Consider the following 26,762-nt stretch of genomic DNA (forward strand, 5'->3'; position numbering starts at 1 on the left):
TTAATAAGCTTATATCTTGTAAGCGGATGATGTCAGGTTTCGACCGCCTCTCAATTACGGCATGCACATTTAGCCTCATTCGAAGGCGTTCGAGTCGGGTGCGCCAGCGCGCGCACCCAACACCCGCGCGCTTTTATCCGCGACGCCATCTCCGCTCCGGTTTGGTATCGGCCATCCAGGCCGCCCCAAACTCCACGCAGACGTCCTGTCTGCGTGGCTCTTCCTACCAAAGCTTCAAGTAAAATTCAATATAGAGCCGCCGTCAGGAAGATGGCGGCAGGTTGAGGGCGTGCAGGGATGCACGCTCCGAGACCGGTCGGCCTAACAACGCAGGACAAAAGCGCGAGAGTCGAGAGGTCGCGCGCTAGCGACCTTTCGTCGGACGCCAACAATAATATTTGCATATAAATATCGAATCTGACCGGCGGACGAAATCACGCTTCTCACTCTGCAAATATTCACCCTAGATTTTAGGCAATGTAAACACCTCCAACGCCCGATATAACTCTCTGAAAACACGTCGTCTTTCTTGATAACTCTCATATCGTGCCGCATCAGGTTGATGTACCTGTTCCAGCGGAAGTTCGGGGAGCAGTTCGGCAAGCGGCGTGCTCGGATGTAGTGCGATTTGGGCTAGACGTGCAGCGCCTAGCGCGGGGCCAACGTCGCCGCCGGTTCGGTATTCAAGGGTTTGGCCGCTGATATCAGCCAGCATCTGCCGCCAATATGCACTGCGTGCACCGCCGCCGATCAGAGTAATACCCTGTGGTTTTAAGCCCGTGGCGTGCAAAACATCCATCCCATCCGCTAGCGCAAAGCCCACGCCTTCTAATACAGCTCGGCATAAATCGGCACGCTGGTGCTCATGAGTCAGTCCCCAAAATGCGCCCTTGGCTTCAGGATTATTATGCGGCGTACGTTCACCGGAGAGATAAGGTAAAAACCACAGCGGAGCCTCTGCCGGAGCGCTGCTTTCCACCTCTTTTAGCAGCTCAGGCACGCTGCTAAGCCCCGTGAGTTTCGCGACCCAATCCAAACACGATGCCGCGCTGAGCATCACTGACATCAGGTGCCACGTATTCGGCAAGGCGTGGCAGAAACTGTGTACCGCGCTTTCTGGATTACTTAAGAAACCATCACTGACGGCAAAATAGACGCCGGATGTGCCAAGCGAAAGCATCGCCTGACCTGAACGATATAAACCCACGCCCACGGCACCCGCGGCGTTATCACCACCGCCCGCCACCACTGGCACAACCGGCATATGCCAACGCTGCGCAATGGATGCCAGTAATTCACCTGTGATCTGCGAGCCTTCAAACAACGCAGGCATATGGCTGCGATTAAGCCCCGTTGCCGTCAGCAGCTCATCACTCCAATCACGCAGGCCTACATCTAGCCACATCGTTCCTGCTGCATCGGACATATCACTGGCAAAAACACCGCTCATCTTCCAGCGGAGGTAGTCCTTGGGTAACAGCACCTTATCTATCTGAGCAAACACATCGGGCTCATGCTTTGCCACCCATTTCAGCTTCGGCGCGGTAAAGCCCGGCATCATCAAATTACCGGTAATCTGACGAGAGTTGGGCACACTGGCCTCTAATTCTCCACACTCTTGCGCGCTGCGCCCATCGTTCCAAAGAATTGCCGGTCGCAGAATATTTTGCTGTTTGTCGAGCAGCGTAGCCCCATGCATCTGGCCTGTCAGCCCTACCGCTCGCACGTTGCTCAGTGAATGCTTTTGCCCCAGCGCCAGCACCGCCGCGTCCGTGGCACGCCACCATGATGCGGGATCTTGCTCAGACCATAATGGATGTGGACGATTAACCTGTAACGGCTCGCCATGGCTGGCTATCACTTCGCCCTCTTCGCTGAGCAAAATGGCTTTTACGCCGGAGGTCCCTAAATCAATACCCAGATACATGGCGTAGCTCCTGTTCTCAAACGGTTCCTCCCCCAATAGAGGGGGAGGTTAGCAGGGGAAAGTATCAACCAAAAATATAACGATTAACCACATTTTCCAGCAGCTCTTGATGTCCGCTCTGGTGCTGCGGCGCGAGCTGGTTTTGCTGTGCATACTGCGCAATACCATCCAGAGAGAGTTTTCCCTGCAAGATTTGCTGACCAAATTCGCCGTTCCAGCCGGAATAACGTTTCGCAACGCGACGATCGAGCTCACCGTCTTCAATCATTTTGGCCGCAATTTTCAGCGACAGCGCCATCGTATCCATGGCTCCAATATGGCCGTAGAACAGATCATATTTATCCGTACTTTGGCGACGAACCTTAGCGTCGTAGTTCAGACCACCGGTGGTGAAGCCGCCTGCTTTGAGGATTTCAAACATGATCAGCGCATTTTCTTCTACGCTGTTCGGGAACTGATCGGTGTCCCAGCCGAGCTGTGCATCGCCTCGGTTGGCATCTACCGATCCAAAAATACCCAGTGCAATTGCGCTGGCAATCTCGTGGTGGAACGTATGACCCGCCAGCGTGGCGTGGTTGGCCTCGATGTTCACCTTGATCTCTTTTTCTAAACCGAACTGTTTTAAGAATCCATAAACCGTCGCAACATCATAGTCATATTGATGTTTGGTTGGCTCTTGTGGTTTAGGTTCGATCAGCAACGTGCCTTGGAAACCAATTTTGTGTTTGTGATCGACCACCATCTGCATGAAACGCCCTAACTGCTCGCGTTCTTGGCGTAAATCGGTGTTCAGCAGAGTTTCATAGCCTTCACGCCCGCCCCACAGCACGTAGTTTTCACCACCCAGCTTTTTGGTCGCCTGCATCGCTTGGCAAACCTGTGTGGCAGCCCAAGCAAAAACGTCTGGATTTGGGTTAGTGGCCGCACCTGCGCCGTAGCGCGGATTCGTAAAGCAGTTTGCCGTACCCCACAGCAGCTTCACGCCGCTGCTTTCTTGCTTCTCAGCCAGCACGTCGGTCATCACAGCAAAGTTATTAACGTATTCTTTAAGCGAAGCGCCTTCGGGCGACACGTCGATATCATGGAAACAGTAATACGGCACATTCAGCTTGTGGAAGAATTCAAAGGCGACATCGGCTTTGCGCTTGGCCTGTTCCAGCGCTTCGCCGGGCTGCTGCCAAGGGCGGTTAAATGAACCGATGCCAAACATATCCGCACCATTCCAGCAGAAGGTATGCCAGTAGCACGCCGCAAAGCGCAAGTGCTCTTCCATGCGTTTACCAAGAACAATTTCGTCTGGATTGTAATGGCGGAAAGCTAAAGGATTAGTGCTATGAGTTCCTTCAAAACGAACACGTTCTAGTTGATCAAAATACGATTGCATGGCGATACCCTCTAAGTAGGTTCAGTGTGCGTTGACGTCACCATCTTGGAAGTCTCACTTCACCATATCAATTACGAAATCTCACACCGCCATTAAGAGAATTATTAATTGTGCTCTATATCTCAAAGTCTCAAAAAATAATCCTCAAAGGGGTGAAGTATGATGTTTGTCATAAAAAACACAATTCATAACTCAGAAGCAAAATATGACAATTGTTTTAAAACGATTGCCACTAGAGGATTAACTCCGTTTTATCTTCAGGCTAAACCTCTTATCTGATTTTTATTAGAAGTTCAGTATCACTCTACGGATAGAAATAAAAAAGAGCTTTTTTATTAGAAATCAGATGTTGCATGTCTAAAAAGTAAGGCAGGGCAATTACTATGAAACAGCACTATAACTCATCCTATATCTTTAGAATCACGCTGGTTGCCACACTGGGAGGACTCCTTTTTGGCTATGATACGGCGGTCATATCAGGTACGGTTGATTCGATAAATCAAGTATTTGTACAGCCGCAAGGCCTCAGCGAAGCCGCAGCAAACTCACTACTGGGCTTCTGTGTTGCCAGTGCGCTGATTGGATGCATCATCGGCGGTGCAATGGGTGGCTATCTCAGCAATCGCTTTGGTCGTCGAAACTCATTAATGATCTCTGCGCTGCTTTTCCTTATTTCTGCTATCGGTTCTGGGTGGCCAGAATTAGGATTAAGCACTATTAATCCAGATGGAGGCATACCCGTTTATTTATCAGGTTACATCCCTGAATTTGTTATTTACAGAATCATTGGCGGTGTTGGTGTAGGGTTGGCCTCAATGCTATCCCCTATGTATATTGCGGAAATTGCACCGGCAGAAATAAGAGGTAAATTAGTTTCATTCAACCAGTTTGCTATTATTTTTGGTCAGCTAATGGTTTATTGCGTTAACTATTTTATCGCGCGCTCTGGCGATGCGTTATGGCTCAATAGTATCGGTTGGCGCTATATGTTTGCGTCAGAGGCTATTCCGGCAATTTTATTCTTTGGTTTGCTGTTTTCCGTGCCAGAGAGTCCTCGTTGGCTCATCGCTCGTGGTGAAACCAAGCGGGCAGGCGATATTCTGACTCGCATCATGGGGAAATTACAGGCCGAACCCGCGCTGAAAGAAATTACTCGCTCACTCAATAATCCAGAACATGCCAATGCGCGATTGCTGATGTTTGGTGCGGGAGTCATCGTTATCGGCGTCATGCTTTCAGTATTCCAGCAGTTCGTTGGGATCAACGTGGTGCTGTATTACGCGCCAGAAGTATTTAAAACCTTGGGTGCCAGCACGGATATCGCCCTGCTACAAACCATCATCGTTGGGGTTATCAATTTAACCTTCACCGTCGTAGCTATTATGACGGTCGATAAATTTGGTCGTAAACCTTTGCAGATTATCGGCGCGTTGGGTATGTCGCTTGGGATGTTTGGCTTAGGTACCGCTTTCTATGCCCAGCTTTCTGGCGTGGTGGCGCTCGCATCAATGCTATTTTACGTAGCGGCTTTTGCCATGTCGTGGGGGCCGGTTTGTTGGGTACTGCTTGCAGAAATATTCCCTAATGCAATCCGTAGCAAAGCCCTAGCAGTCGCCGTGGCGGCTCAGTGGGTAGCCAACTATTTTGTCTCTTGGACGTTCCCAATGATGGATAAAAACTCCTATCTGGTGGCGCATTTCCATAATGGATTTTCCTACTGGATTTACGGCGTCATGGGCATTCTCGCCGCATTATTCATGTGGAAATATGTTCCAGAAACCAAAGGAAAATCACTCGAGGAACTCGAATCGCTGTGGACTCATCGTCCTCGCTCACAGGATCAAGACATTAAAATCTAAAATCCTTCATACTCATCCGGCGTAAAGTCGGATGAGTACTCTGAAATAATGAACTCTCCCCTTCACACCCGATTTTGCTTCCCTGTTTGCGCCTTACTCATCATCGTTTAATGGAGTCAGCATGTTTGCCAAACGCTATCGTATTACATTGTTATTCAATGCCAACAAGGCGTATGACCGTCAGGTTGTGGAAGGTGTGGGTGAGTATTTACAGGCTTCTCAGTGTGATTGGGATATTTTCATCGAAGAAGACTTTCGTTGCCGTATCGACAATATCAAAGATTGGCTGGGCGATGGCGTGATTGCCGATTTTGATGACCGCGAAATCGAAGCGTTGCTGAACAACCTTGAAGTACCGATTGTCGGCGTCGGTGGTTCTTATCATCGCGAAGAGGATTATCCACCGGTTTCTTACATCGCCACCGATAACCACGCGCTGGTTGAAAGCGCATTTTTGCATCTCAAAGAAAAAGGCATCAATCGCTTCGCTTTTTATGGCCTGCCAACCAGCAGCGATAAACGATGGGCGCAAGAGCGAGAGTATTCTTTCCGCCAGTTGGTCGCCAAAGAGCAATACCAAGGCGTGGTGTATCAAGGAATGGAAACCACGCCAGATAACTGGCAATACGCACAGAATCGGCTGGCTGACTGGGTGCAAACGCTGCCGCCACAAACCGGCATTATTGCCGTTACCGATGCGCGTGCTCGTCATCTATTACAGGTATGCGAGCATCTTGATATTGCCGTGCCTGAAAAAATCAGCGTTATCGGTATCGATAACGAAGAGCTCACGCGATATTTGTCGCGCGTAGCGCTTTCGTCGGTCGCACAGGGCACGCGCCAGATGGGTTATCGCGCAGCTAAAATGCTGCATCAGCTGCTATCAAGCGGAAAACCGTCGGTTCCTCAACGTGTTCTAGTCCCGCCAATAAAGGTAGTGGAGCGGAGATCGACCGATTTCCGTTCGCTAAGCGATCCGTCTGTGATTCAAGCCATGCACTTTATTCGTCACCATGCCTGTGAAGGGATCAAGGTTGAGCAGGTTTTGGATGCCGTGGGCATGTCTCGTTCAAATCTAGAGAAGCGGTTTAAAGATGAAACAGGGCAAACCATTCATGCCGTGATCCATGAAGAAAAGTTGGATCGCGCCCGCAATCTCTTAATCGCCACTTCGCTATCGATCAATGAAATTTCTCAGATGTGCGGTTATCCGTCGCTGCAATATTTCTATTCAGTATTTAAGAAGGGATACAACATGACGCCGAAGGATTATCGCGATCGCTTTGGTGACAATATTGGATAACGAAACATTGGTGAATAAAACAGTAACTTGATAAGAAAAATCTTAGCCATCTCTGACTGAAACCGCCGCTTTTAAAGTCAGCCAAAATGAATTGGCGTTAATATCAAAGCGGCGGGAACAGCTATCTGTCTATCTCGTCACTCAAGATATAATCAGCTAACTGCCAATTAACGGGCGAACCTTGGTAGTAAGGCATAATGGTGCCTTTTCGGATATTTAGAACAGGATGTGAAGATGAATTCATCATCCGCCATACCCCAGTTTGTGGACATTCATGTCCGCTTGCTCGCTGGATCCCGAGCGGCTTCCGTGTCATTTCGTTTTGATTCTGAGATATAAGTTCAGTTGATAAGTAAGCAAAATTATTACTTTCTATTCTCATGACACCCTCAAGCAATAAAAGAAAGAACATTTATGAAAAGCGACATGAGTTAGAAAAATCTTAAGCGCAAAAAATAAACACAAAGATGATAAATAATTTGTTGGTTAATGTTTTGCCAAATATACTGGCGCTGATTAATCCGATTTACTCTCATTAGGTTTTAATATGTGTGTTAGAAACACATTAATTAAGTTTTTCTGGGTTCTGCTCGTTGGCTTGACCAGTTGCCAAGCCATGGCAGTCAACTGCCAGCGTGCTACTACGCCGCTGGAAAATACCATCTGTAGTAACGATGGCCTGCATTGGCTAGACACCACGATGACCATTATTTATCGTGCCATGCTGGTTAAAGAAGATTCGCTGAAAGTGCATAGCCAGTACGAAAACTGGGAAAAATCGCTCGAAAAATGCACCAGCGATAATTGTATAGAGCGCGCTTATTATGAGGGTATCAGCACCCTTTCTGATGCCGATACTAACTTCCAATGGGATGGGCAGTGGTGGAATCTCAGCGCGGGTAATATGAGCGGGGGCACCGTTCAGTTCAGTCGCAATAACGAATGGGGCTTTAACATTGATATCCATGCCTGGACAGGTATGAACGGTGATGAATATACCGCTGAAGCCCGTAAGCTTTACGGCATCGGTATCGTCGATCGCGTGACGGATACCAGCAGTTGTAAACTGCTGCTGATTCCTAAAAAGGATGGCTCGCTGCAAATTCATAGCAATGCCGACTGGGGATGCAGAATGTCTATGCCTGATGGCGTATTCATCGATGGGAAATATACAAAAGCCACCAAGGATCCTCGTCCAAAGCCTTCCTTGTTATCCATTGGCATTATTACGGAAGCCGCTCGCGACCAGCAATTCCGTGAGCTTGTGGGTAATGATTACCAGCGCTTTGTCGATACCGCGAACGTCTATATTTATAGTGAAGATCTCGACAACATTGGCGCACGAGTCATTTCGATGTGGGTGCGTGGCGCATCAAATAATAAAGCCGCTATCATCATGTACACGCCAGAAGGCGATATGTGGGCAGGTTTGATTGTGCCAGACAAAAATGGCCAACTGGCCATGCGCTATTACAGCTCAAAAAATAAGGATGAAAAAATGATGCCAAGAACGTTGGCGTCGTGGAAACTTCATTTTTTAGAGAAGTAGCCAAAGCAATCTAGCCCCCATTCTTGCCACCGTGAGAATGGGGTATAAATGTTATGAAACCCAGCCCTTTCTATCGATTTTCCCCAGAGCCCAACTGCACAGCAAACTTCCCGCCAACGCTAAGAAAAACACCATAAAAATATCCATCAGCGGCCAGCTGCGTGCGTCTAGGTGATGGGTGCGAATGAAGTGGATAAAAAAGGCATGGAATCCATAAATTGCCAACGAATGGCGCGAAATAAACGCCATCCACCGAGATTGGGATTGGTTAAAGTTATTCTTAAAGAATAGAAAAATGGCGCAGCTCGCAATAAACACCAGCGGGCCACAATACATATAGTAGGTATCAGCAAATCCACCGTTGTGCTGTGTTTGGCGATAGGTAGAAAATGCAATCGCGGCCACACAGCCGACAAAGGTTAGCACGGCAGCCCAAGAGACACGCCGCTGCTCAGTATGTAACATCCCAAGAGAACGGCCTATCAGCGCATAAAGCAGGTAGTAAAACATGTCGCCAGAGATATGCAGATTAATAGGGAACAGCTTGATCCCTTGATAGCTGTATTGCGGCAAATTAGGGTTTGCGATAACCGCTAGCACAGCAACCACTATCGCCAAATATCGCGCACTCACCGCACGTACGCTAATCAATGGAGAAATGATATACAGCGCCAATATCGCATAGAAAAACCACAGGTGATAAAACACCGGCTTCACGAGGAAATATCGAATAGAAAGCCACGGATTAATATGTGTTAGCAAACTGATATACAGCAGCCCTAGCGCGCTGTAAAAAAGCAAACAACGCAAAACATGCAGCACATGCCGCCCTTGAGCTGACTTCTCGCCAAAAAATAGATAGCCAGAAATCATGAAAAATAAGGGTACACATACCCGAGATGCCGAATTAAGGAGGTTAGCTACATCCCAATTTATTTGGCCAATACTAAAACCGCTGGTGACATAGTAGGTTGTTGAATGGATCATCACTACCATGAGGCAAGCCGTGGCGCGTAAGTTATCGATCCAAATGATTTTCTGACTCATGTTTTGCGCCAAGCCCTTACCAGAATTCCGTATAACACCGACGGTGTTTTTGTTAAAAACAGGTTAACCTTCCGACCCCTCCGTCAGCAATCAGAAGAATGCCTAAGCTAATCGTGATTTATATTTTTGAGTTACACATCACTGATTGCCAAGCGTGATAATTGACGGCAAAATAGCCACTCAGCCTTACGTTGTTCGTAAAACATAATCTGTTCACCGACACATCGCCGGTTTTTTTTCCCTTTTCTGAATAAACAAATAACTAATAAATATGCAAAAGTCTCTCTCCGCCGCAGGGCGATTGGGCCGACAGGCGCTGCTGTTTCCGCTTTGTCTGGTTCTGTATGAATTCACCACCTATATCGGCAACGACATGATCCAGCCCGGTATGTTGACCGTGGTGCAAGAATTTAACGTTGGCCAAGAATGGGTACCAACGTCAATGACCGCTTATCTGGCTGGCGGCATGTTCCTGCAATGGCTGCTGGGGCCATTGTCGGATCGCATCGGGCGTCGTCCAGTTATGTTGGCGGGCGTGGCCTATTTTGTCGTGATGTGTTTAGCCATTTTGCTGGCACAGACGATTGAGCAATTTACGCTGCTGCGCTTCTTGCAGGGTGTGAGCCTGTGCTTTATCGGCGCAGTAGGCTATGCCGCCATTCAAGAGTCTTTTGAAGAATCGGTGTGCATAAAAATCACCGCGCTGATGGCAAACGTGGCTTTGATTGCTCCCCTGCTGGGGCCATTAGCCGGTGCCGCTTGGGTGCATATTTTGCCATGGCAAATGATGTTTGTGATGTTTGCCGCACTCGCCGCATTCTCTTTCTATGGATTGTGGCGCGCGATGCCTGAAACCGCGACGCGTCGCGGTGAAAAGCTGTCGCTGAAAGCGCTAGGGCAAGACTATAAACAGGTGCTATCGAACCGCCATTTTCTGTGTGGTGCGCTCGCGACCGGTTTCGCCAGTTTGCCGCTTTTAGCCTGGATCGCGCAGTCTCCGGTCATCATAATTAGCGGCGAAGGTTTAAGTAGTTATGACTACGGACTTCTACAGGTTCCAGTGTTTGGCGCCCTGATTCTGGGCAACTTTACGCTGGCGAAGCTGACCAGTACTCGCAGCGTTCGCGCCCTGATAAAACTAGGCGCATGGCCAATGATGCTGGGACTGGCAATCGCGGCGGTTGCAACGGTACACGCTTCTCATGCTTATCTGTGGATGACGGCGGGGCTGAGTATCTATGCCTTCGGGATCGGAATCGCTAACGCAGGGTTATATCGTTTAACGCTGTTTTCCAGCGATATGAGCAAAGGCACCGTGTCGGCGGCAATGGGTATGCTGAGCATGCTGATTTTTACCGTCGGCATTGAGTTAACCAAACACGCTTATCTGCTCGGCGGCAATAGCTGGTTCAGCCTATTTAACCTGATGAGCGGTATTATTTGGCTAACGCTTGTGGTGCTATTCTTGCGTAACAAACAGGTCGGAATGCCGCAGGCGGCATAATTTGGCCGCCCTTCGCATTGGTCGAAGCCGCGCGGAGAAATTCCACGCATCACCGAGCGGTTCCCTCCCCTGCGAAGGGGAGGGTTAGGGTGGGGCTATCACCAAGCCTTACTGAATACTGCCCTCATCATCATCTTCGGTCGCAGGCAGTACCATATACGTCCCTTCAAACACCGCACCTGGATGCTCATCACCATATAAATTCACGGAAAGCTGAACGCGAGCTTTGCGCCCACGGGCAAGCCTGTCCAGATCGCCGCTGACGGAGCTGAGATCAGCAACCGCTCGCGGCCGACCGGTAATCGGTGCGCTATAGCGTATATGTGCATCGGCAAGAATAATGGTTCCACCTAAATGGCGTTCACGTAGCAGCAGCCAAATCAGCCCCCAACCCGTTAACGTCGCCAGTGAAAACAGACTGCCTGCAAACAGCGTTTGATGTGGATTTTGATTGCCTGACTCCGGCATGGTGGTCACAAAACGCTGGCCGGTATATTGGCTGATACGCACACCCATTTTTTCACTTAGTGGGATGTTTTCGTACCATGCTTTTTGCAACTGAGCGCACCAATCGGGACGATGCAAAATATCATCGAGCGTTGCTACTGGTTTAATCATCAGGAAATGACGCACCGGCGTGGTTTGCGGCGCGGTAATCTCACCCTGATTTTCAAAACCCAGTTTGGCAAAAAACTCCACCGCATCTTCACGTGCGCTACACACCACGCGTTTAACCCCTTCCTGACGCGCTACAGACTCCAGCGTCATCGCCACCAGCGTTCCTAACCCTTTGGCCTGTACGGTTGGGTCAACCGCCAGAAAGCGGATAGAGGCTTCATTATCGGCATTGATATATAAGCGCCCGATGGCAACCGGTTTACCCGACTCATCAACCACCATTTGATGGTGCGCCATTGCATCATAGGCATCACGCTCCGATCCCACCGGTTGATGCAGCGGCTTACGCAGCATTTCCCAGCGAAACTGGTAATAATCTTTTAGCTCTTGCTCTGTAACCGGAACTCGCAGGTGATACATAACTTGCTCTCTCTCATCGTACAATCGCAAAGGTACAGATAGTCATCGTGGTTTAGGCGTTATCGGCGCAGTCATTTTGAGAGCGGACAGCGCGCAAGAACCGGAGCGTACAATAGTACGTGAGGATTCTGAGCACTGCCCAACCTCAAAATGGCAAGCAAGATAGCCTAAACTTGGAGCCAGAACGTAACCGGTCCATCATTGAGTAGTGAAACCTTCATATCGGCTGCAAACTGCCCAGTTTGGGTGTTGATGCCGGTTTCACGGCACTGACCCACGAAGTATTCATACAGGCGTTCTGCTTCATCGGGAGCGGCGCCACCTGAAAAGCTTGGTCGCATCCCTTTTTGGGTGTCTGCGGCTAAGGTAAATTGGGAAACTACCAGTACGCTGCCACCGGCTTGCTGAACGTTAAGATTCATCTTGTCATTTTCATCGCTGAAAATGCGATAGCCCAATACTTTGTCACGCAGTCGTTGGGCTTTTTGTTCGTTATCTTCTTTTTCAACGCCCAGTAAGACCAGCAGACCTGGGCCGATTTCGCCCACGTTTGTGCCTTCAACAACAACGCTGGCATGAGTTACTCTCTGAATTAACGCTATCATTTAGTTCTTCTCTTCCTTATCGTTTTCTGGCGATGTCGCTTGAATTCTCTGGTTTTCTTCTCGTTTTGCGCGCTGATGCATGGCTCGGTATTCACTTAGCGAGACGGTAATCTCTGCGCCTAATAACACAATACACCAGCTCCAGTAGACCCAGACAAACAGTATCGGTATCACGGCCAGTACGCCATAAATCAATTGATACGATGGAAACATCGTGACGTATAGCCCAAAGCCTTTTTTACCCAGTTCGAACAATAGCCCTGCCACCACCGCGCCGATAAGCGCATCTCTGGCGGGGACTCGCTGCGTGGGCACGACGCAATAAATGAGCCAGAAACTGGCGCAGGACAACAATAGGGGGAAAATCCGTAGTACCTGATCCACCAGCGAATACACGCCGGTCATTGCCAGCCAGCGAATAGAAAGCAGATAGGTGCTAATCGCCATGCTAGCCCCCACTAAAATGGGTCCTAGGGTTAAGACCATCCAATAGATCGCAAATGAATAGACGATTGGCCGCTGGGTACGGCTACGCCAAATATGGTTTAGCGCACCGTCAACGGAGGATATCACCAGCAGAGCTGTGACAATCAGCCCAACGGCACCCACGGCGGTCATCTTGCTGGAGTTTGCGACAAACTGTTCGATATAAGACTGCACGACATCGCCGGCAGCGGGAACGAAATTGGTAAAAATAAAGTGTTTGAGCTGTTCAGAAACTTCGCCAAACATGGGAAAAGCGGCAAACAGCGAGAAGACCACCGTAACGAGAGGAACAAGAGATAACAAAGAAACATAGGCCAGACTACCCGCCATCATGCTCACTCGGTCGTGATTGACTCTAGCCCACAAGAGACGCCCAAATGAGACGCAGGACTTTGCTGACTGCCAAGAAAAAAGGGTCATGCCCCCTCCTGAAAACAACGCTCAGACCATGACATTACGGCCTGAGCGGTTAAACATCTTTTAATGTTAACGTTTTCTTGGGGTTGCGCAAAAAAATGCGAAGGATAAAACGAATTATCCCATTACCTGCCCCTCTTATTGCCTACCCCATAGATAGGTTAGGCAAAATACGCGGGCACCACTTGGTTATCCGTGACGAGGATAGACTTAATTCCCAACGCCGCCGCGGCCGCAACGTTTTCAGCGTTGTCATCAAAGAATACCGCATCGCTGGCTGGACAATGTTCCTGAGCCAACACGTGCTGGTAAATCTCCGCGTCAGGTTTGCGCATACCAAGATCTTGAGAGAGGTACATGTGATCGCTGGCAGCTTCCACTTCAGGATAATGCTTTGGCCAATAGTTGCTGTGTAGGCGGTTGGTGTTGGAGAGCACAACCACGCGATTACCGTAGCTACGCAACTTTTTCATGAGCTCAATCACTTCTGGACGTAGACCAACAAATACCGACTGCCAGCCTAGCTCAAACTGTTCGAAGCTGAGTGCTATCCCCATTTCAGCACAGAGTTTGTGCGCGAACTCTTCATCGGTAATCGTACCACGCTCATGCTGCTGGAAAACTTCGCCCATTTTGAACCTTTCGGACAGCGTTGCCAGCGGCACACCGCTATATTTGCTCCAAACACCGAGCACGCGCTTAAAATCAATATCTACAATCACATTCCCTAAATCAAAGATGTACAACATGTGCCGCTCCTGATTTTTTTGTGAATTTTTACTTTAACCTGAAATCGTGCGCTGAAATAGGCACCGTCTCTAAACGCCGCAACGAATACAGAACATTCAAAATCCGCTGTTCTGAAGCTTTGCACAACACCCTGATAGTAGAACTCCCTACTAAAGCGCGCAAAAATTGGACATAGATCACAATTCCTCACTACGTATGACTATTTCAATAGCAGCAAAACCTTTATTTCCCTGTGGGTATAAGAATTTTCTAACTTCCGCCGATAGAAAATCAAACATCGCATATTTATTACCCAAAATAAGGCCGGAAATTATGTTTAAAAATCTAACAATCAGAACAGGGCTGCTCATTTTATTGGCCGTATTTGCCTTACTTCAATTTACGTCCAGTGGAATCGGGATGTATTTTCTTCACCAGAACGATGAAGACGTTAACTTTCTGGAAGTCACCGCAAGCGAACAAAAAGCGCTCTCTGATTCACGTGATGCTGTCTTACGCCTGCGTTCGATTATTGACAGCACGGTTATCCAACTGACCAATAATATGCCGGTTAATGTGCCTCAGGTCGTCAAAGCACTGCGCCAAGAATTACAAACCTCGCAGACTAACTTTGACTTGTTTATGAAGATCCCTGGCATAACCATGAGCCGACCAGAAATCGGTAGAATTATGGAGAAAGCGCAGGCGGATCAGGTTTCAAGCGCGTTGGCAAATATTGGCTTATTGGAGAATTTCACCACACCAGAACAGCTCCAACAGTCGATGACAAGCCATCAAGAATCTCGCCTAAAGGTACGTAAAGAATATGATGATCAGTACACAAACTATGTGAGCCTACGTCAGGAAAATCTGGTCAAGGCGAGTGCCGATAGCACAGCCTCTTACACGTTCTCCATTCAAATCATGTGCGCTATTTTAGCCGCCGTGGTGGTGCTATTTATCATTGCTTACTTCTGGTTGGATCGCATCTTGGTGAAACCATTGAACAAGGTATCCGGCTATTTTGCTCAAATTGGTAAAGGCGATCTTCGTCACCCGATTGACGTTGAAAACAATAATGAAATCGGTAAGTTATGTGCTGCGCTGCAAGAGATGCAATATGAGCTGATTGAAACCGTGAAGTCTATTCGCGACGGTGTAGAGTCGATTAATATTGGCACTCAAGAAATTGCAGCCGGTAACACCGACCTCTCCAGCCGTACGGAAGAGCAGGCATCCGCGCTAGCAGAAACAGCCGCCAGCATGGAGCAGATATCGTCTACGGTTAAGCTCAACGCGGATAACGCCGTGCAAGCCTCCTCCATGATTCAAACATCAGCCTCTATCGCTCATGAAGGCGAGCAGCAGATGAAAAACATGACCACCAAAATGCACACGATTAAAACCAATGCGCAAAAGATGGGCGATATCATTAGCGTCATCGACAGCATTGCTTTCCAAACCAATATCCTAGCTCTGAACGCCGCCGTGGAGGCCGCTCGAGCAGGTGAAGCTGGGCGTGGGTTTGCCGTTGTCGCCAGCGAGGTGCGCAATCTTGCCCAACGCTCAGCGCAGTCAGCCAAAGAAATTAACAGCCTGATTTCTGAATCTGCTTACCAAATTCAAGAAGGTGCGGAACTGGCAGATAAAACGGGATCAACAATCGCGGAAATGACCAGCGCTATCTCGAAGGCAAGCACGATGATGGACAGCATCTCTTACGCCTCTGAAGAACAAAGCCGCGGTGTAGAACAAATACGCGTAGCCATCACCCAGATGGATCAGGTCACTCAACAAAATGCGGCCTTGGTCGAGCAGGTCGCAACCACAGCGGCGAACGTTGAGGATCTGTCAGGAACCTTAACGCAGGCCGTTGCCGTCTTTCAAATTAATGGTCAAACCGCAACGACGTCAAAAAGCTCAGCAACAGTAAAAGCAGCTGAAACGCTAGATGATGAAAACTGGATCTGATTTTTAGATATAAAAAAAGGGCACCCAAAGGTGCCCTCATATCAGACTTAAACAATCGTTAAAGAAGATTAGTCTTCTTTAGGGCCACGAGCTGCGCGGCGACGGTCGTTTTCAGTCAGGTGACGTTTACGGATACGTACAGAAACCGGAGTCACTTCTACCAATTCGTCGTCATCGATGAATTCCAGAGCCTGTTCCAGAGACATTTTAATCGCAGGAACCAGGGTAGTTGCTTCATCAGTACCAGACGCACGCATGTTGGTCAGTTTTTTACCGGTCAAGCAGTTAACGGTCAGGTCGTTAGAACGAGTATGAATACCGATGATCTGGCCTTCATAAACTTCTGCACCGTGACCCAAGAACAGCTTACCGCGATCCTGCAGACCGAACAGAGCAAACGCAACCGCTTTACCCTGACCGTTAGAGATCAGCACGCCGTTCTGACGCTGGCCGATTTCGCCTGGACGTACATCGTCGTAATGGCTGAAGGTGGAGTACAGCAGACCAGTACCAGAAGTCATAGTCATGAACTCGGTACGGAAGCCGATCAGGCCACGCGCAGGGATGATGTAATCCAAACGGATACGACCCTTGCCATCTGGAACCATGTTTTTAACGTCGCCCTTACGTTCACCCATGGCTTGCATGACTGAACCCTGGTGCTGCTCTTCGATATCCAGAGTTACGTTTTCAAACGGTTCTTGCATACGGCCATCAATCTTACGGTTGATAACCTTAGGACGAGATACTGCCAGCTCGAAACCTTCACGACGCATGTTTTCGATCAGAACCGACAGGTGAAGTTCACCACGGCCTGAAACGCGGAATGCGTCAGCATCTTCAGTTTCTTCAACGCGCAGAGCAACGTTGTGTACCAGTTCTTTCTGCAGACGCTCCAGGATCTGACGGGAGGTCACGTATTTACCTTCTTTACCGCAGAACGGAGAGGTGTTTACGCAGAAGTACATGGTTACAGTTGGTTCATCAACGCTCAGCGCAGGCAGAGCTTCAACATTACCCACTTCACAAATGGTGTCGGAAATGTTCAGTTCACCCAGACCGGTGATTGCGATGATGTCGCCAGCTTCAGCAACGTCAGCTTCGATACGCTCCAGACCCATGTGGGTCAGAACTTTACCGACTTTACCGTTACGAGTTTTGCCTTCGCTATCGATCAAAGTAACCTGTTGGTTAGGTTTGATTTTACCGCGTTTGATACGGCCGATACCGATAACGCCAACGTAGTTATTGTAGTCCAGCTGAGAAATTTGCATCTGGAAAGGTGCATCAGCTTCAACTTGTGGCGGAGATACATGGTCAACAATCGCTTGATACAGCGGAGTCATGTCGTCGGCCATATCGTTATGGTCCAGACCCGCGATACCGTTCAACGCAGATGCGTAAACGATTGGGAAGTCCAGCTGCTCGTCGGTTGCGTCCAAGTTAACGAACAGGTCGAATACCTGATCGACAACCCAGTCAGGACGTGCGCCCGGACGGTCAACTTTGTTGATAACCACAATTGGTTTCAGACCGTTAGCAAATGCTTTTTTGGTCACGAAACGGGTCTGCGGCATAGGGCCATCCATTGCGTCAACAACCAGCAGTACCGAGTCAACCATAGACATTACACGTTCAACTTCACCACCGAAGTCAGCATGCCCCGGGGTATCCACGATGTTGATACGGTAGTCTTTCCAATTAATGGCGGTGTTTTTCGCGAGGATGGTAATCCCACGCTCTTTCTCCAAATCGTTGGAGTCCATTACGCGTTCAGTTGCTTCTTCACGTTCACCGAACGTGCCGGATTGTTGTAGCAACTTGTCAACCAGGGTAGTTTTCCCATGGTCAACGTGCGCAATAATGGCGATGTTACGCAGATTTTCGATCACAGCTTTGCCTCAGGCATTAGAAATAGCGCGCTATTGTACACGTAATAAGCGAGGGACTAAACAAGATCACAAGCATCTCTTATAAACAACCGTAAAAAGGTGAGTTTGTGATCCTATTCACGATGCCAAACGGCGCGGGAATGAACAATTTGCACTGGAATGGTGCATATGAAATCTTACACTGCACCATTCTGGTGCGGAATTCGATTCTGGTGCATAGTCTCCTATCACCAGATACGCCAATTATGCGCTTTCCGAGCGATTTGTAAAGTTGGCATGGTTTTAGCTTGTATAAATTTATGGTGAAGAAACCATTTATATATACAGATTCGTTCCACGACGACCTTAGGCAACCGGGAGTAGAGTATGTCCGCTGAACACGTATTAACAATGCTGAATGAGCATGAAGTCAAATTCGTAGACCTGCGTTTTACTGATACGAAAGGTAAAGAACAGCACGTTACGATCCCTGCTCATCAAGTCAATGCCGACTTCTTTGAAGAAGGTAAAATGTTTGACGGCTCCTCTATCGGCGGCTGGAAAGGTATCAACGAATCCGACATGGTGCTGATGCCAGATGCAAGCACTGCGGTTCTGGATCCGTTCTTTGAAGAACCGACTCTGATTATCCGTTGCGACATTCTTGAGCCAGGCACCATGCAGGGCTATGACCGCGACCCGCGCTCCATCTCTAAACGTGCAGAAGATTACCTGCGCGCTTCAGGCATCGCAGATACCGTTCTGTTTGGGCCTGAACCCGAATTCTTCCTGTTCGATGACATTCGTTTCGGCAGCAGCATTCGTGGCTCCCACGTTGCCATTGACGATATCGAAGGCGCATGGAACTCCAGCACCAAATACGAAGGCGGCAACAAAGGCCATCGTCCAGCGGTTAAAGGCGGCTATTTCCCAGTGCCTCCTGTCGATTCTTCACAGGACATCCGCTCTACCATGTGTCTGACCATGGAAGACATGGGTTTGGTGGTTGAAGCTCATCACCATGAAGTTGCAACAGCAGGTCAGAACGAAGTGGCAACCCGCTTCAATACCATGACCAAAAAAGCTGACGAAATTCAGATTTACAAATACGTGGTTCACAACGTGGCTCACGCATTCGGCAAAACCGCAACGTTCATGCCAAAACCAATGTTTGGCGATAACGGTTCTGGTATGCACTGCCATATGTCCCTGTCTAAGAACGGAACTAACCTGTTCGCAGGCGACAAATACGCTGGTCTGTCTGAAATGGCGCTGTACTACATTGGCGGCGTAATCAAACATGCTAAAGCGATCAACGCGCTGGCAAACCCAACCACCAATTCCTATAAGCGTTTGGTCCCAGGCTACGAAGCTCCAGTTATGCTGGCTTACTCTGCCCGTAACCGTTCTGCTTCTATCCGTATTCCAGTGATCGCCAGCCCGAAAGGACGCCGCATTGAAGTTCGCTTCCCTGACCCAGCGGCTAACCCATACCTGTGCTTCGCGGCACTGCTGATGGCAGGCTTGGACGGTATTGTGAACAAAATCCATCCTGGCGATGCGATGGATAAGAACCTGTACGATCTGCCTCCAGAAGAAGCGAAAGAGATCCCAACCGTTGCAGGCTCTCTGGACGAAGCGCTGGCCTGTCTGGATGCTGACCGTGAATTCTTAACCCGCGGTGGCGTGTTCACCAATGACGCGATCGATGCTTACATCAAACTGCGTCAGGAAGAGATGGAACGTGTTCGCATGACGCCGCATCCTGTTGAGTTTGAACTGTACTACAGCGTCTAAAACCGGCGTCTAAAACCGGCGTTTAAAACACGCTCATACGCTTGGCACGTCTTATGGCGTGCCGCTAAAAGATTCAAATTGGTTCGTCGATTTTTTGTTGCCGTGGAAACTTTATACCCATCTTCGGATGGGTTTTTTTCTCCACTTTTTTTGAGCACCTAACTGATGGGCACCCGCGGAGAAATTTTTTTACTCGCCAAATCCCACGGTTTTGAAAGCATGCTAAAGTGCATTTATCTTATTTGCACCAAAACAGTGCAGGAGCCCGCAATATGGCCGACCAATCCATGACCGATGCGCAAACCGCACGCAAGCAGCCCGATTCTGGGCAAATTCTCAATTCACTGATTACCTGCGTATTGTTGCTCGATCGCAATCTGGCGGTTCATTACGCCAATCCAGCCGCGCAACAGCTGTTGGCTCAAAGTTCTCGCAAACTATTTGGCACCCCGCTCCCAGACTTATTAGGCTACTTCTCGCTGAATATTCGGCTGATGCACGATAGCCTGCACGCCGGACAGGGGTTTACCGATAATGAAGTCACGCTGGTTATCGATGGTCATGCTCATATTATGGCGCTCACGGCACAACCCATGAGTGATGACTTTATCCTGTTGGAACTCTCTCCGATGGATAGCCAGCGCCGCCTCAGCCAAGAACAGCTACAGCATGCACAGCAGGTCGCCGCCCGCGATTTGGTGCGTGGATTAGCTCATGAGATTAAAAACCCGCTCGGGGGATTACGCGGCGCAGCGCAGCTGTTAGCTAAAGCATTGCCCGATCCTTCGCTGACCGAATATACCAAGGTCATCATCGAGCAGGCAGACCGTCTGAGAAATCTGGTCGATCGTCTGTTGGGCCCTCAGCGCCCCGGTCAACACGTCACACAAAGCATTCATCAGGTGGCAGAACGTGTTTGCCAGCTGGTTTCGCTCGAATGCCCCGACAACGTCACGCTGGTTCGGGATTACGATCCGAGCTTGCCGGAGCTTGAGCACGATCCAGAACAAATTGAACAAGTGCTGCTAAATATCACCCGCAATGCGCTCCAAGCGCTAGGAAACGCGGGAGGTACGATTACGTTGCGCACTCGAACCGCATTTCAGCTTACGCTGCATGGGGAGCGCTATCGCTTAGCGGCGCGTATTGATATTGAAGATGATGGTCCGGGGATCCCCGCCCATCTGCACGATACCCTGTTTTATCCGATGGTCAGTGGCCGCGAAGGCGGCACCGGACTCGGCCTGTCGATTGCCAGAAATCTCATCGACCAACATCAGGGTAAAATTGAATTTAATAGCTGGCCGGGGCATACCGAATTTTCGGTTTATCTGCCTATTCGCAAGTAATTTACAACATTCACTAAGCGGCCTTCCGTAAACAGAGGTGATTATGACAACGCAACAGGGAATCGTCTGGATCGTTGATGATGACAGTTCCATCCGCTGGGTGCTGGAACGTGCACTGACCGGCGCGGGTTTGCGCTGCGTCACGTTTGAGAACGGAAACGAGGTGCTGAATGCTTTAGCCAGCCAAACGCCGGACGTTTTGTTATCCGATATCCGCATGCCAGGCATGGATGGTTTAGCGTTACTCAAGCAGATAAAACAGCGCCATCCAATGCTTCCGGTCATCATAATGACAGCGCATTCAGACTTAGATGCCGCGGTGAGCGCCTATCAGCAAGGTGCCTTTGATTACTTGCCTAAGCCTTTTGATATTGATGAAGCAGTCGCCCTTGTAGAGCGGGCGATCAGCCACTATCAGGAACAGCAGCATCCCGCACGCAGCGAACCCATTAACGATCCGGCGGCAGATATCATCGGTGAAGCACCGGCGATGCAGGATGTATTCCGCATTATTGGCCGACTGTCGCGTTCTTCAATCAGCGTATTGATTAACGGTGAATCGGGTACGGGTAAAGAACTGGTAGCGCACGCGCTACATCGCCACAGCCCGCGCGGCAAAGCGCCGTTCATTGCGCTGAATATGGCCGCCATCCCTAAAGACCTCATTGAATCAGAGCTGTTTGGCCACGAAAAAGGAGCCTTTACCGGCGCGAATCAAATTCGTCAGGGCCGTTTTGAACAGGCAGACGGCGGCACGCTGTTTCTGGATGAAATTGGAGATATGCCGCTCGATGTGCAAACGCGTCTGCTGCGCGTGTTAGCCGACGGCCAGTTTTATCGCGTTGGCGGATATGCTCCCGTCAAAGTCGATGTACGCATTATTGCCGCAACGCATCAAAACCTTGAACAACGGGTGCAGGAAGGAAAATTCCGTGAGGATTTATTCCATCGCCTCAACGTTATTCGCGTGCACTTGCCTCCATTGCGCGAGCGCCGTGAAGATATCCCTCGCCTCGCGCGTTACTTTTTGAAAGTGGCCGCCACCGAATTAGGCGTTGAAGCCAAAATTCTTCACCCTGATACCGAGTTGGCGCTCACACGCCTTCCGTGGCCGGGTAACGTGCGTCAGCTAGAAAACACCTGCCGTTGGCTTACCGTTATGGCCGCCGGACAGGAGTTGCTGGTTCAAGACTTGCCAAGCGAACTGTTTGAAACCAGCGTACCGGAGTCCACCAGCGGAACCGCCTCGCCCGATCATTGGTCTGCGCTTTTGGCTCAGTGGGCAGAGCATGCCTTGCGATCTGGGCATCAAGACCTGTTGTCTGAGGCACAGCCAGAGATGGAGCGTATTTTGCTGACGACCGCGCTGCGTCATACCCATGGTCATAAGCAAGAGGCCGCACGCCTCCTCGGCTGGGGACGCAATACTCTCACTCGTAAGCTAAAAGAGCTGGGAATGGAGTAATCGTTAGCCGATCATTAGAGGTTTGTTAGCGTGCTGTATCTGGTTAATAAAAATACAATCTGGCGCACAAAAAATCGGCTATGTCGATCTTTCACAGTACACCGCGGATCGGTATGATCATCGGCACAGTTTTTGGAGGTTATGATGATCGATTCATTGCTGAGCTTGATCTCGCAGGGTGCTGAGCTCGCTACCGCCGCCGGACACTCATCGCAGACGGCATTTGCCGCCGTGCTATGCGCCGCGCTGCTGAGTTTTTTAGGTTAATCCGTTTACTCCCCTCTCATGAGAAAGGGCGTTGTTCTAACAACGCCCTTTTTTGTTGGCTGAATCCTTAAAACTCATCACGATTAAGACTCAATTCAGAACCCTGTTTGCATCTTTCGCTGTTATGCTGAAATGAAAGAGCCTGAATTATCAGCCAATCCTGACGCCTATCTCCTAGGAGCAAACATGAAACCTGCCATCGTTCTCTATAAAACTCTGCCCGCAGACCTGCGCCAAAAGCTCGACGAACACTTCAGCGTTACCGCCTTTGACGAGCTTTCTCATCAAACCTACCCTGCATTTTTACAGGCATTAAAAAACGCAGAAGGATTAATCGGTTCTGGCGGGCGTATTGACGCTGACTTACTGGCACAAGCGCCTAAGCTTCGAGCCGCTTCAACCATTTCAGTCGGCTACGATAATTTTGACGTCGACGAGATGACCCGGCGTAACATCTTGCTGATGCATACACCCACCGTGTTAACAGAAACCGTCGCGGATACGTTAATGGGGTTGATGCTAGCAACTGCGCGCCGCATTCCAGAATTAGATGCATGGATCCGTGACGGACACTGGAATGATAGCCTTGGAGCCGATCATTACGGAACAGACGTTCACCACAAAACCGTGGGTATTCTTGGTATGGGGCGCATTGGTATGGCGCTGGCGCAGCGCGCTCACTTTGGTTTTGGCATGAAAGTGCTTTATAACACCCGCACCCCAAACCCAGAGGCGAATCAAAAATATCAGGCGCAACATTGCGATTTAGATACGCTACTTGCTCAATCCGATTTTGTTTGCATAACGCTACCGCTGACGTCACAAACTCACCATATGATTGGACGTGCGCAGCTAGACAAAATGAAAAAAAGCGCCATTTTAATCAATGCGGGTCGCGGGCCTGTTATTGATGAAGATGCCTTGGTCGAGGCATTGAAAGACGGCACCATTCTCGCGGCGGGCTTAGATGTGTTTGAACGTGAACCGCTGCCTCATGATTCAGAGCTGATGAAACTCAAAAATGTGGTTTTAGCACCGCATATTGGCTCAGCCACTCATGAAACCCGTTATGGTATGGCGGAGTGCGCCGTCGATAATCTGATTGCTGCGTTAAACGGTACGGTGAAGGAAAACTGCATCAACCCTCAGATTGCGGCCAAAAACTAGACGTATAAATCATCGATGGGCAGGATAGTCTGCCCATATTTCAGCGAAGAATAGGAGGCGTTAAAGAATACGTTATAAAGAATAGTAGTGCTCTTTTACACGCAGCCAATCTTCGGGAGGGATCGGCTCTAAGTATTTCTCTAACTGTTTAAAATCATGCCGTACCGCTTTTTCTCTCACCCAACGGCGGCGACTCTTTTCAAGATCCAAAAATCCAGCCTGAACATCCCCATGACTTTTCACATAGATATGCCGAACATAGCAGCAACCGTGCTGCCGATTTACGCTATGCATTTTTTTAAAGGCAACGGCAATCTGCTTGAGAAGTTCATTCATCACTTCAGGCTCACAGGCTTGATTCTGTTTCTGCGTATACCAATCACCAATACAAACAAAGTCCTTCATGTCTTCCGTTACAAGTAGGGCGCGCCATTCTCCATTAATTTGAAGCGCTTTACCGTATACGATTTTAGGGACAATCACGCCTGCCGCAGAGAGTTCGTTGATCACCTGAATTTCGCGCACAATTGTTGGACGCCCAAATGGATAACGAAGAGAGTGGAATAAGTGCATCACCTGACGTTTTACATAAAGCGTTTTACCATCACGTTCAATGCGCTGAACGCCGCTCATGCCTTTGCGGCGCTCATTAGGCTCTTCAACCCAATCGCCTTCTGTATCCCACCAACGCTGAAACTCTTCTAATTCTGCTCGCGATGCCATATCAACCCCTCGTGTAAAAATCCATTCACGCAGACCGTTATTGCTTAGTTTTAAATCAAACAAAAAAATACACATATAGAGTAATAATAACCACTAAAACTAGTAGTGAGTTATCTTAAAGAGCTCACTGGGCACAAAGCGTACTTCTGCCTATCGCCAGAAAACGTCAAACACATCATCACGATGACTTGAATGGGCGACAAAACATCCAATACACAAACGTAATAGGTGAATCGTTTCATAATGACTACGGTTATGTGGCTTACCCCACAGATGTGCGATGATGCTTTTGCGAGAATCCACAGTAATTGTAAGCAGCTAGACGTTAACCATTGATCAACGGCGAGCGAGTTCGATGCCGCCTTTTATTAGCAGTAGAATCAAGGATGTGTACGATGAGCGATATCGCCCTTACGGTTAGTCTGCTGGCGCTCGTTGCCGTGCTGGGTTTGTGGATCGGCAATTGGCGCGTTTATGGTGTTGGCTTAGGCATCGGGGGCGTGCTTTTTGGCGGAATTATCGTCGGCCATTTTGCTCAGACGTACGCACTCGACCTTAACGGCGATATGCTGCACTTCATCCAAGAATTCGGCCTGATTTTATTCGTGTATACCATCGGGATTCAGGTCGGCCCCGGCTTCTTCTCCTCGCTACGCGTTTCGGGGCTCAGGCTTAACGGCTTCGCCGTTCTGATGGTGGTGCTGAGCGGTGTCGTGACGGCGCTGATCCACAAACTGTTTGGTGTTCCTCTTCCAGTAATACTGGGCGTATTTTCAGGTGCAGTGACCAATACCCCTGCGCTTGGAGCCGGACAGCAAATTCTGACCGATTTAGGCTCCGATCCTGCGCTAGTCGATAAGATGGGCATGGGCTATGCCATGGCCTATCCGTTTGGGATATGTGGCATTTTGCTGGTGATGTGGCTGCTACGCTTGATATTTCGTATCAGCGTAGATGCTGAAGCCAGAGATTTTGACGCTAAAAATGGCTTGAAGCATGAGCTGCTGCAAACCATGAATATCTCGGTGCGTAACCCCAATCTGGCGGGAATGCCGATTCATAGCATCCCTATTATCAACAGTGATGAAATCGTCTGTTCACGCTTAAAACGTGGCGAACATCTCATGGTGCCGCTGCCCGATACGGTGCTGGAGTTAGGCGATCTTATCCATCTGGTTGGGCAAAAACAGGATTTAGAAAACGCGCGTTTAGTCATCGGCGATCAGGTCGATACATCACTGTCTACACGCGGTACGGCGCTTCAAGTGAGTCGCGTAGTGGTGACGAACGAGAAGGTGTTAGGTAAAAAAATCCGCGATCTGAATTTAAAACAGAAATACGACGTGGTGATCTCTCGCCTTAATCGCTCTGGTGTTGAGTTGGTCGCGAGTAGCAATGCAAGCCTACAGTTTGGCGATATTTTAAATCTGGTGGGAAGACCCGAATCTATCGACCGCGTGGCAGATATCGTCGGCAACGCCCAGCAGAAACTGCAACAGGTTCAAATGCTGCCGGTGTTTATCGGCATTGGGCTCGGCGTTTTACTCGGTTCCATTCCCTTGTTCATCCCCGGATTCCCAGCCGCATTGAAATTAGGCTTAGCCGGTGGGCCATTGGTGGTCGCGCTGATTTTAGGGCGCATCGGCAGTATTGGTAAGCTGTATTGGTTTATGCCACCTAGCGCCAACCTTGCCCTGCGCGAACTCGGCATCGTACTGTTTTTATCCGTCGTCGGTCTGAAGTCTGGTGGCAATTTCGTTGATACATTGCTTAATGGCGACGGTTTGTCGTGGATTGGCTATGGAATATTAATTACCGCAATTCCATTGCTCACTGCGGGGATACTCGCTCGCGCGATGGCGAAGATGAACTATCTAACAATCTGCGGCATGCTGGCTGGCTCGATGACCGATCCTCCTGCGTTGGCCTTCGCCAACGGGCTACATCCAACTAGCGGCGCAGCGGCGCTCTCGTATGCGACGGTTTATCCACTCGCGATGTTCTTAAGGATTATGTCGCCACAGCTACTGGCGGTGATTTTTTGGGCAATGTAGATAGATATGTGTAAGATTTCGAACGCCGAGTATGTCTGTACTGAAGTTCATACAAGACAATCTAAATATTATAGCTATACGTAAGGTTTCGAACGCCTGCGAGCATTTGCATTTCTATGAAGCTACCGGCGTAGGCGTCCGATGAGAGTCCCGTTGCGCGGGGACTCTCAACTCGCGCGCTTTTTACCGAGCCGTTTGGCCGACCGGTCTCGGAGCGCACATCCCTGTGCGCCCTCAACCTGCCACCAGC

At 49.3% G+C, this 26,762-nt stretch carries 20 protein-coding genes; 11 read left to right on the top strand and 9 right to left on the bottom strand.

Features of this window, described 5'->3' with window-relative positions; genetic code table 11:
- Positions 1-463: 463 nt before the first annotated feature.
- Complete coding sequence (xylB, locus tag RSC70_RS18380) at positions 464-1,927, bottom strand: xylulokinase (protein ID WP_332543135.1); 1,464 nt, start codon at positions 1,925-1,927, stop codon at positions 464-466.
- 64 nt (positions 1,928-1,991) lie between these two features.
- Positions 1,992-3,311 (bottom strand): xylose isomerase, encoded by a 1,320-nt coding sequence (gene xylA, locus RSC70_RS18385; protein ID WP_130998299.1) that lies wholly within the window; start codon positions 3,309-3,311, stop codon positions 1,992-1,994.
- Between the two features lie 383 nt (positions 3,312-3,694).
- Between xylA and xylE the strand changes: the two genes are divergently transcribed.
- The 3 genes from xylE (at position 3,695) to RSC70_RS18400 (ending at position 8,022) form a co-directional block, all read left to right on the top strand.
- The gene (xylE, locus tag RSC70_RS18390; RefSeq protein WP_040044542.1) at positions 3,695-5,170 is read left to right on the top strand and encodes a D-xylose transporter XylE; all 1,476 of its coding nucleotides are present in this window, start codon (positions 3,695-3,697) and stop codon (positions 5,168-5,170) included.
- Between the two features lie 121 nt (positions 5,171-5,291).
- Positions 5,292-6,473 carry a D-xylose utilization transcriptional activator XylR gene (xylR, locus tag RSC70_RS18395; RefSeq protein WP_234618339.1) on the top strand — a complete coding sequence of 394 codons (1,182 nt, stop codon included), beginning with the start codon at positions 5,292-5,294 and terminating at the stop codon, positions 6,471-6,473.
- Between the two features lie 547 nt (positions 6,474-7,020).
- Entirely contained in the window at positions 7,021-8,022 is a 1,002-nt protein-coding gene (locus RSC70_RS18400) for a lysozyme inhibitor LprI family protein (protein ID WP_130998297.1), read from the top strand.
- A 51-nt stretch (positions 8,023-8,073) separates the two neighbouring features.
- Here RSC70_RS18400 and RSC70_RS18405 read toward each other — a convergent pair whose 3' ends face one another.
- On the bottom strand, positions 8,074-9,069 hold the full coding sequence (locus RSC70_RS18405) for an acyltransferase (protein ID WP_332543136.1): 996 nt from the start codon (positions 9,067-9,069) through the stop codon (positions 8,074-8,076).
- A gap of 271 nt (positions 9,070-9,340) precedes the next feature.
- Between RSC70_RS18405 and RSC70_RS18410 the strand changes: the two genes are divergently transcribed.
- A complete protein-coding gene (locus tag RSC70_RS18410; protein ID WP_040044546.1) occupies positions 9,341-10,573 on the top strand; it encodes an MFS transporter in 1,233 nt (410 codons plus the stop codon).
- Between the two features lie 108 nt (positions 10,574-10,681).
- Here RSC70_RS18410 and fabY read toward each other — a convergent pair whose 3' ends face one another.
- The 4 genes from fabY to yihX all read right to left on the bottom strand — a co-directional run bounded on the left by fabY (position 10,682) and on the right by yihX (position 13,868).
- Positions 10,682-11,611 carry a fatty acid biosynthesis protein FabY gene (gene fabY / locus RSC70_RS18415; protein WP_040044547.1) on the bottom strand — a complete coding sequence of 310 codons (930 nt, stop codon included), beginning with the start codon at positions 11,609-11,611 and terminating at the stop codon, positions 10,682-10,684.
- A 167-nt stretch (positions 11,612-11,778) separates the two neighbouring features.
- On the bottom strand, positions 11,779-12,216 hold the full coding sequence (dtd, locus tag RSC70_RS18420; RefSeq protein WP_130998210.1) for a D-aminoacyl-tRNA deacylase: 438 nt from the start codon (positions 12,214-12,216) through the stop codon (positions 11,779-11,781).
- A complete protein-coding gene (locus RSC70_RS18425) occupies positions 12,217-13,122 on the bottom strand; it encodes a virulence factor BrkB family protein (RefSeq protein WP_025799731.1) in 906 nt (301 codons plus the stop codon).
- A 158-nt stretch (positions 13,123-13,280) separates the two neighbouring features.
- Positions 13,281-13,868, bottom strand: coding sequence for a glucose-1-phosphatase (gene yihX / locus RSC70_RS18430; protein WP_040044549.1), 588 nt, complete (start codon positions 13,866-13,868; stop codon positions 13,281-13,283).
- Between the two features lie 313 nt (positions 13,869-14,181).
- Here yihX and RSC70_RS18435 point away from each other — a divergent pair, with 313 nt between their 5' ends.
- Positions 14,182-15,819 carry a methyl-accepting chemotaxis protein gene (locus RSC70_RS18435; protein WP_040044550.1) on the top strand — a complete coding sequence of 546 codons (1,638 nt, stop codon included), beginning with the start codon at positions 14,182-14,184 and terminating at the stop codon, positions 15,817-15,819.
- Positions 15,820-15,887: 68 nt separating this feature from the next.
- Here RSC70_RS18435 and typA read toward each other — a convergent pair whose 3' ends face one another.
- Positions 15,888-17,711: a ribosome-dependent GTPase TypA gene (typA, locus tag RSC70_RS18440; protein WP_025799735.1), complete on the bottom strand. Its 1,824-nt coding sequence runs from the start codon at positions 17,709-17,711 to the stop codon at positions 15,888-15,890.
- A 366-nt stretch (positions 17,712-18,077) separates the two neighbouring features.
- On the opposite strand from typA, the gene glnA reads away from it, so the two are divergent.
- The 5 genes from glnA to ghrB all read left to right on the top strand — a co-directional run bounded on the left by glnA (position 18,078) and on the right by ghrB (position 23,735).
- Positions 18,078-19,487, top strand: coding sequence for a glutamate--ammonia ligase (glnA, locus tag RSC70_RS18445; RefSeq protein ID WP_040044551.1), 1,410 nt, complete (start codon positions 18,078-18,080; stop codon positions 19,485-19,487).
- A 287-nt stretch (positions 19,488-19,774) separates the two neighbouring features.
- The gene (gene glnL, locus RSC70_RS18450) at positions 19,775-20,836 is read left to right on the top strand and encodes a nitrogen regulation protein NR(II) (RefSeq protein ID WP_025799737.1); all 1,062 of its coding nucleotides are present in this window, start codon (positions 19,775-19,777) and stop codon (positions 20,834-20,836) included.
- A 43-nt stretch (positions 20,837-20,879) separates the two neighbouring features.
- Positions 20,880-22,301 carry a nitrogen regulation protein NR(I) gene (glnG, locus tag RSC70_RS18455; protein ID WP_025799738.1) on the top strand — a complete coding sequence of 474 codons (1,422 nt, stop codon included), beginning with the start codon at positions 20,880-20,882 and terminating at the stop codon, positions 22,299-22,301.
- Positions 22,302-22,445: 144 nt separating this feature from the next.
- Complete coding sequence (locus RSC70_RS18460; RefSeq protein WP_139130970.1) at positions 22,446-22,568, top strand: YshB family small membrane protein; 123 nt, start codon at positions 22,446-22,448, stop codon at positions 22,566-22,568.
- 186 nt (positions 22,569-22,754) lie between these two features.
- The gene (gene ghrB, locus RSC70_RS18465; RefSeq protein WP_304188585.1) at positions 22,755-23,735 is read left to right on the top strand and encodes a glyoxylate/hydroxypyruvate reductase GhrB; all 981 of its coding nucleotides are present in this window, start codon (positions 22,755-22,757) and stop codon (positions 23,733-23,735) included.
- 72 nt (positions 23,736-23,807) lie between these two features.
- On the opposite strand, the gene inaA is transcribed toward ghrB, so the two are convergent.
- Complete coding sequence (gene inaA, locus RSC70_RS18470) at positions 23,808-24,458, bottom strand: lipopolysaccharide kinase InaA (RefSeq protein ID WP_046360831.1); 651 nt, start codon at positions 24,456-24,458, stop codon at positions 23,808-23,810.
- Positions 24,459-24,853: 395 nt separating this feature from the next.
- Here inaA and RSC70_RS18475 point away from each other — a divergent pair, with 395 nt between their 5' ends.
- Positions 24,854-26,512: a putative transporter gene (locus tag RSC70_RS18475; RefSeq protein WP_040044553.1), complete on the top strand. Its 1,659-nt coding sequence runs from the start codon at positions 24,854-24,856 to the stop codon at positions 26,510-26,512.
- Positions 26,513-26,762 lie beyond the last annotated feature (250 nt).

This window comes from Hafnia sp. (assembly GCF_036648275.1).
Lineage (GTDB): Bacteria > Pseudomonadota > Gammaproteobacteria > Enterobacterales > Enterobacteriaceae > Hafnia > Hafnia alvei.

What these genes read in the sequence shown, in the direction of transcription:
- xylB (WP_332543135.1), bottom strand. Translation starts at nt 1,927, where the DNA reads ATGTATCTGGGTATTGATTTAGGGACCTCCGGCGTAAAAGCCATTTTG.
- xylA (WP_130998299.1), bottom strand. Translation starts at nt 3,311, where the DNA reads ATGCAATCGTATTTTGATCAACTAGAACGTGTTCGTTTTGAAGGAACT.
- xylE (WP_040044542.1), top strand. Translation starts at nt 3,695, where the DNA reads ATGAAACAGCACTATAACTCATCCTATATCTTTAGAATCACGCTGGTT.
- xylR (WP_234618339.1), top strand. Translation starts at nt 5,292, where the DNA reads ATGTTTGCCAAACGCTATCGTATTACATTGTTATTCAATGCCAACAAG.
- RSC70_RS18400 (WP_130998297.1), top strand. Translation starts at nt 7,021, where the DNA reads ATGTGTGTTAGAAACACATTAATTAAGTTTTTCTGGGTTCTGCTCGTT.
- RSC70_RS18405 (WP_332543136.1), bottom strand. Translation starts at nt 9,069, where the DNA reads ATGAGTCAGAAAATCATTTGGATCGATAACTTACGCGCCACGGCTTGC.
- RSC70_RS18410 (WP_040044546.1), top strand. Translation starts at nt 9,341, where the DNA reads ATGCAAAAGTCTCTCTCCGCCGCAGGGCGATTGGGCCGACAGGCGCTG.
- fabY (WP_040044547.1), bottom strand. Translation starts at nt 11,611, where the DNA reads ATGTATCACCTGCGAGTTCCGGTTACAGAGCAAGAGCTAAAAGATTAT.
- dtd (WP_130998210.1), bottom strand. Translation starts at nt 12,216, where the DNA reads ATGATAGCGTTAATTCAGAGAGTAACTCATGCCAGCGTTGTTGTTGAA.
- RSC70_RS18425 (WP_025799731.1), bottom strand. Translation starts at nt 13,122, where the DNA reads ATGACCCTTTTTTCTTGGCAGTCAGCAAAGTCCTGCGTCTCATTTGGG.
- yihX (WP_040044549.1), bottom strand. Translation starts at nt 13,868, where the DNA reads ATGTTGTACATCTTTGATTTAGGGAATGTGATTGTAGATATTGATTTT.
- RSC70_RS18435 (WP_040044550.1), top strand. Translation starts at nt 14,182, where the DNA reads ATGTTTAAAAATCTAACAATCAGAACAGGGCTGCTCATTTTATTGGCC.
- glnA (WP_040044551.1), top strand. Translation starts at nt 18,078, where the DNA reads ATGTCCGCTGAACACGTATTAACAATGCTGAATGAGCATGAAGTCAAA.
- glnL (WP_025799737.1), top strand. Translation starts at nt 19,775, where the DNA reads ATGACCGATGCGCAAACCGCACGCAAGCAGCCCGATTCTGGGCAAATT.
- glnG (WP_025799738.1), top strand. Translation starts at nt 20,880, where the DNA reads ATGACAACGCAACAGGGAATCGTCTGGATCGTTGATGATGACAGTTCC.
- RSC70_RS18460 (WP_139130970.1), top strand. Translation starts at nt 22,446, where the DNA reads ATGATCGATTCATTGCTGAGCTTGATCTCGCAGGGTGCTGAGCTCGCT.
- ghrB (WP_304188585.1), top strand. Translation starts at nt 22,755, where the DNA reads ATGAAACCTGCCATCGTTCTCTATAAAACTCTGCCCGCAGACCTGCGC.
- inaA (WP_046360831.1), bottom strand. Translation starts at nt 24,458, where the DNA reads ATGGCATCGCGAGCAGAATTAGAAGAGTTTCAGCGTTGGTGGGATACA.
- RSC70_RS18475 (WP_040044553.1), top strand. Translation starts at nt 24,854, where the DNA reads ATGAGCGATATCGCCCTTACGGTTAGTCTGCTGGCGCTCGTTGCCGTG.